General features: G+C 68.6%; 6 protein-coding genes. 1 reads left to right on the top strand and 5 read right to left on the bottom strand.

Annotation, left to right across the window (positions count from 1 at the left end):
* Nucleotides 1-26: 26 nt before the first annotated feature.
* The 3 genes from U9983_RS26435 to U9983_RS26425 all read right to left on the bottom strand — a co-directional run bounded on the left by U9983_RS26435 (nucleotide 27) and on the right by U9983_RS26425 (nucleotide 3004).
* Nucleotides 27-698: a hypothetical protein gene (locus U9983_RS26435; RefSeq protein WP_322756611.1), complete on the bottom strand. Its 672-nt coding sequence runs from the start codon at nucleotides 696-698 to the stop codon at nucleotides 27-29.
* A 721-nt stretch (nucleotides 699-1419) separates the two neighbouring features.
* Nucleotides 1420-1716 (bottom strand): hypothetical protein, encoded by a 297-nt coding sequence (locus U9983_RS26430; RefSeq protein WP_322756610.1) that lies wholly within the window; start codon nucleotides 1714-1716, stop codon nucleotides 1420-1422.
* 280 nt (nucleotides 1717-1996) lie between these two features.
* Nucleotides 1997-3004, bottom strand: a complete 1008-nt coding sequence (locus U9983_RS26425) for a hypothetical protein (protein WP_322756609.1) — start codon at nucleotides 3002-3004, stop codon at nucleotides 1997-1999.
* A gap of 127 nt (nucleotides 3005-3131) precedes the next feature.
* Between U9983_RS26425 and U9983_RS26420 the strand changes: the two genes are divergently transcribed.
* On the top strand, nucleotides 3132-3851 hold the full coding sequence (locus U9983_RS26420) for a FadR/GntR family transcriptional regulator (protein WP_322756608.1): 720 nt from the start codon (nucleotides 3132-3134) through the stop codon (nucleotides 3849-3851).
* Between the two features lie 742 nt (nucleotides 3852-4593).
* Here the strand turns inward: U9983_RS26420 and U9983_RS26415 are convergent.
* Nucleotides 4594-4974: a hypothetical protein gene (locus U9983_RS26415; RefSeq protein ID WP_322756607.1), complete on the bottom strand. Its 381-nt coding sequence runs from the start codon at nucleotides 4972-4974 to the stop codon at nucleotides 4594-4596.
* Nucleotides 4971-5408: a pilus assembly protein TadG-related protein gene (locus U9983_RS26410; protein WP_322756606.1), complete on the bottom strand. Its 438-nt coding sequence runs from the start codon at nucleotides 5406-5408 to the stop codon at nucleotides 4971-4973. Before U9983_RS26410 ends, U9983_RS26415 begins: the two co-directional genes overlap by 4 nt.
* Nucleotides 5409-5559 lie beyond the last annotated feature (151 nt).

The raw sequence follows: 5559 nt of genomic DNA, 5'->3' as shown, positions 1-5559 counted from the left end.
TAGGTGGCGGCACCAGGCCGGAGGCGCTATGGCGTTCCGGACGGGGCCGGCGGTGCGGGCGATGGTTGCGGAGGGGCCGGCGACCTCGTGGCCAGCTCGGCTTCGATGTCGGGCAGCCAGAATGCCACTTCGAGGGTTTTGAGGGCGGCCCACCGGGACAGCTCGTGCCCGGCCCGGGTCGCGCCGACGAAACCCGCGAGGAAGGCCCCCACGCAGAACGCCGCGAAACCCCGTTCGTTGCCGACGACCAGCTCGACGGCGGCGACGCCCGCCGACAGGAGGAAGGCAAACCCGGCGTTGCGCAACGCTATTCCGCTGGCTCGCAGCCGGCTTATCTCCACCGCCGAGTCGGGCGCCTTGACCTCGATGGCCGCGAAGACGACCGCCTGGTCGACCCGGACGAACGCCATCGACCGGGCACCGGGAAAGCGGTCGAGAAACTCCCGCCGAGCGCTCCGCCCTCGGCCCAGCCACTGCGGCATCCGCCGCCCCAGGAACCGGCGCGGGGCGTAGGTCAGGTGGCCGAGCAGGTAGCTGGCGACGATCCCGCCCGCGATCAGCACCGTGGAGTTGAGGTCGCCGACCTGCTCAACATCGATCCACGACGCCCGGTCCAGGACGTACAGCAGGAGCGCAAGGTACAGCGAGCCGGGAACGGAGTAGGCGAAGATGTCAAAGACACCGAGGCTGAGATTCACGCTCTCCTCTGTCCGGTCGGTCGCGTTCCACCCGACTCGGACCGAGCTGCGGTGCGCGCGTGGTCGTTGACAGCGCGCGCCGCGCGGTGCCGTCGACCCGCCATGAGTGATTCCTGGTCCACACCATCCAGCATGGACCGCCCAGGCAGGTGCCGACCGCCGTCCGGGGAACAGCAGGAAGGTCGCGGTCAACGTCGCCAAGATCGCAAAGTCGTCGGCGAACACCTTGGGCGATCACGGCTGCGGGCGTCCGCCCGCCTCCCGTTGCCGCTGCCCGCCCGAAGCCTTTCGGCGCCGCAGCCGGCGCGACGAGGCAGATGCAGCCAACCGGTACGCCTACCACGACCAGCACCGACGGCAGTCCACGCTGCCCCGCCAGCCGAGGAAATGGACTGATCCATGAGGATCAAGACGCGGACAGATCGATGAGAAAGACGTCAACGCCCTGGTCTCGACTTTCGCTGATGGACATCGAAAACGAGAACCTACATGTCTGATCTGGAACAGGATGAGGACCGGCTCTATCGACCATCCCGGCCGCGCTGGACGTGTGTCAAACCTCGATCTGAATGCAGTTCCGGTGATTCGGACCGGCCGCCTTGATCAAGGCTGGATCATGGTCGGGCAGTGCCGGCCCGACACGTCCGCTGGCCGGCCTGGGCCGCCCTGGCCGCGTCTTCCGCACATGGGGTTTCGATGTGTCGACGGGCCCGGTTTTCGATCATGGTGGTCGGGTGGGGTCGACGCCGAGGATGTCGAGGAGGAGCTGTTGGAGGGTGCCGGGCTGGGGGATGTAGGCGGGTGCCCCGTCGTGGGCTGGGACGAAGCGCAGCCGGTTGAGGGCTTCGAGGACGAGCCGGCCGGTGGGGCGGGCGGGGCGGCCGGCGTAGAGGCCGGGGATTTTCCCGTCGGGGGCGGCACCGAGGCGGGCTTGCCGTTCGATCAGGGAGAAGACCAGTAGGGCCAGGCAGATGACGTGGAGGAGGGCGTGGATCCGCCGGTTGGAGCGCAGGAACATCGGCGTGACCGCGAGCGGGCCTTTGAATGGGGATCGGCACCCCCGCCGGGCGGGCCGGCACCCCGACCGCCGTGCCATCCCACGGCGCCGGCCGCGGCGTCCACGGGGTGGCCGCGCGCGGGGTCCACCGGGACAGGTCTGGCGGTCACCGGCGCCGGTGCGGCGAACGGCCCGACCATGCTCTGAGCGTCACCTCTCGGTTCACGAGGAGACGGCGGCGCTCACGATCGTCTCGGATGAGGCCGACGGTCGTCGGGCGAGGTCCGTTCGGCACGGGTGACTACCGGAATCGGTTGGTGGGTCTAGTGCCGTGTGAGGGTGCGGCTTCGCCCCAGGCGAACCATACGGCCGGTTCACGGTCGTCCCCTACGCGTCGCCAGCGACCCTCGAGCTGCGGGTTGGGTATCGGCCCCAGGTCTGGCATCCGACCGCGCTCGTCCGGAATAAACTCCCATTTCTCACCGAGCGCGGCGTAACTGATACCAGTGTGCCAGTAGCCGTCTTCGCCGTACGTTACCTCGCCGTCGACGTCGTAGTCCCACCGGACATCGCCGTGTTCGTCGCCCAGGACCGCGAACCCGAACCGGTCATTGCCCAACGTGAAATGGCCCGCGTCGAGACTGCCGTCCTGGTAGCGAGTTGCCCACGTGTACCACACGAGTTCCAGCTTTTCGCCGATGAGGGCATCCTTTTTCTGGTACATCTCGCCGCCCTCGTACATGTGAATCTGGTCGAATCCGATCAGACCCTTGCACGGCCGGCCGAAGATCTCGCCTTCAAGTTCGAAGATCGTCGCAGCGTAGTACATGCCCGCGTCGCGGCCAGGCAGGTACCACTGCAACGCTGGCTGCACCATCGTCCCGGCAAGGTCGAACGCGCCCTCCTCCCGCCACGCGCAACGGCCGTCCTCCCACCACACCTCGAAGGGCTTCCCTCGCGCGTCAGGCGCACTCGACCAGATCACGCGATCACCCGTCAGCACCCGAGAGAAGCCGTCGTTCGGCGCCGCTTCTCGTCCCACCGGATGCATGGCCAGGTGATCGGTACCACCGATCGTGGACTGCACGATCAACCGGCGGCGACTTCCCTTCGGCTCGTCCCTGTGCGGGATCCGCCGCATGATCGTATGCAGGTCCCCTGTGTCGTCACGCACCGTTCCCCACAGGTAGAGCGCCTCCGGCGGCATCCCGAAGTACGAGCGATCCGAGTCCATGTCGGCCGCGATGGGCTGAAAGGGGCTGACGAGCGGCTGCCACTCGAAGTCACCCCGGCGAGGCAGATGAGCCACAGATCCACGTCCTTCCGATGTCCGCTCAACGACGGTTCCTAGCCACGGATCGGCACAGTACAGGTTCCTCTACTCGGATGTACAGAGACTCGGGGTTCGACTGCCGTAGGACCTTTACCCTGGGACGGTGCTCACCGGACCACCCTCGGCAGACAGGATCGGGCGACCCGCGAAGGCCGCCGACGAGCTGGCCCGCCAGATCGCCGACGAGATCGCCAACGCTGGGTGGCCCGTAGGGACGTCACTCGGCTCGGAACAAACCCTCACTGAGCGCTACCGCGTCGGTCGGGGTGTCCTGCGCGAGGCAATCCGCATCCTCGAACGCGACTCGATCGCGACGATGCGGAAGGGGCCATCAGGCGGCCTCGTCATCAGTGAGCCGTCCGTCGACGCCGCCGCCTACGCCGCATGGATACATCTGTCCCACCGCGGACTGGGCCCGGCCGACGTGCTCTCGACACGCAAGGCACTCGAGCTTGCTGCCGTCGACCGCGTCATCGACCGCCTGCACGAGGACGCGCGGCGCGCCATCGACGACCAACTACGGGCCGAACGGGACCTCCCGCCCGATGCCTCCATCCAAGACCTTCAACGCTTCCATCGAGTCCTCGCCAGTCTCACCGGCGACCCCGCCATGGAGCTGTTCATCGACATCATGCTTCGGCTCACCAGCGAACGCTGGGAACAGCATCACGACGAACACGCCCGGCATCAACTCATCCGAGCAATACCCCGCGCGCATAGAGCGATAGCCGCGGGGATACTGTCCGGTGACCGCGAGAAAGCGCGGCGCGCGATGGAAAAACACCTCGACGCCTTCCGCGCATGGCTCACCAGCCCCAAGTAGTACTTTAGGCTGGATTTGGCGGGTACGGCGCATCCGGTGCTGGATACGAAGGTCGCCCGTTCCGACCCTTCGGTGGCGGTGCTCGCCGCGATGGTGGAGGAGGGGAGGAGGGTCAAGGCCGCCTGGCCCGTCATCTCCTCCGGTCTCGTCATCCAGCCCTCACCTGTCGCCGACGGTAAGGTCGCGCTAGCTCCGGTCGAACCGCTCCGGTCGAACTGCTCCGGCGAGGAACCGTCCGTGTGCCAGCAGCCTGGGTACCAGTCGGTGGCGCAGCCGAGGTCGAGGCACAGACCGGCGGGCAGCGGCCCGCCGCGGGCAACCGCGTCCGCAGGGCGTCGTCGCGGCCGGTCGCGCGGAGCGCGTCCCAGCTCGACGCCAAAGCGTCGAACCGCCCGTGAACGAACGCTGCGGTGTGTCGTGTCCACGCCCGCGGGTCCCTGGCCAGCTGGCGGGCGAACGTGTTGAACAGGCCCGCGAGATGCTCGTCTTCGAAGGTCGGCTTGCCGGGCGGAGCCGGAAACGTCCCGGGCAGGGATCGGATCAGCGCGCAAGTACAGCACCGGCGCTGATACGCCGCTCGGACATGGCAGTCCGGCTATGTCGACCGGGAGCTGGCTCTGATCTTGTGGTCGAGCTGGGTCGATCGGCTATGCCGCGAGCAATACCCGTCTACCGCAAGCGCGTGCTGCTCGCCACATAGCCGCCACCTCAGCCCGACAATATGATCGTCGATAGACCCGGCTCACCGGCATAGCCCGCCCGAAAAACGAGTCGAAGACGGCGGCTGCGCGGGTCTACCGTTGCGTGCGTGTTGAATCGGGAGCGGGTGCGGGAGTTCACCGAGCGCGGCTGACCCGAAAATCCACCGGAACGTGGGCAGGCTAACGCCTACCCGGCGTCCCCGGGCTGGTTGGTAACGGTCTGTGTGGGTCTTGGCTGGGGTCAGGCGGTCCGGCAGCGGCCAGCCGATGAAATGCCACAGTCCCCACGGCAGCCCACCCACCAGGGCGACCAGCGCGACCAGAGCGATGCCCGCGCGCAGCAGCCGGCCCAGAGCCCGGCCGGCCGCGGCGAGCCGGCCCCAGGTAGGCCGGGGCCGGTAGGGGGCGGATCGGGGGCTCATGGGACCGCCCCGCCCGGGGGCGGCGCGGGTCGGGCGCTGCCGGTCCCGCTGACCGTGAGCGCGTCGAGTCCGACGATGCCCAGCAGCTGGGTGTGGTGCACCACGGTGACCGTGACGGTCACCGTGGTTCCGTCCACGGTCGTGCTGCCGGTCGCGCCGGCCTGGGTGAGGGAGGACTGGGCGGCGGCGACGGCTCGGTCGTGCAGCAGCTGGACCGTGCCGGTCTGGCGGAACGCGGCCAGGTCGAGCTGCTGCGCGCCAGCGCGGGCAGCTTCCTGCGCGACGCCCATCGCGCTGGTCTTGTCCGCCAACGCGCCGCCGCCGTCGAGAATGAGGCCGCCGAACATCACGAACGCGGCGAACAGGACGACGACGAACACGGTGACGGTGCCCGCGTCCCGGCCGTGGCGGCGGTCGTGGGGGCGGCGGGTCACAGTGGCGCTCCGAGCTGGTCACCGAACGCGTCCAGGGGCGAGGTGGCGCTGGCGTGCAGCGTCGCTGTTCCGGGTACCCCGAGCATCGCGAGATCGCCCAGTCCGACGGTGCAGGACAGCGTCACCCGCACCAGCGCGCCCGGCGTCAGCC

The organism is Protofrankia sp. Cas3 (genome assembly GCF_963555955.1).
Classification (GTDB): domain Bacteria; phylum Actinomycetota; class Actinomycetes; order Frankiales; family Frankiaceae; genus Protofrankia.
The sequence above is the reverse complement of the archived record's forward strand: the minus strand, read 5'-3'. Positions and strand labels throughout refer to the sequence as shown.

Bases quoted from the DNA above. Each gene is read 5' to 3' on its own strand.
- U9983_RS26430 (WP_322756610.1), bottom strand. From the start codon at position 1,716: ATGTTCCTGCGCTCCAACCGGCGGATCCACGCCCTCCTCCACGTCATC.
- U9983_RS26415 (WP_322756607.1), bottom strand. From the start codon at position 4,974: ATGAGCCCCCGATCCGCCCCCTACCGGCCCCGGCCTACCTGGGGCCGG.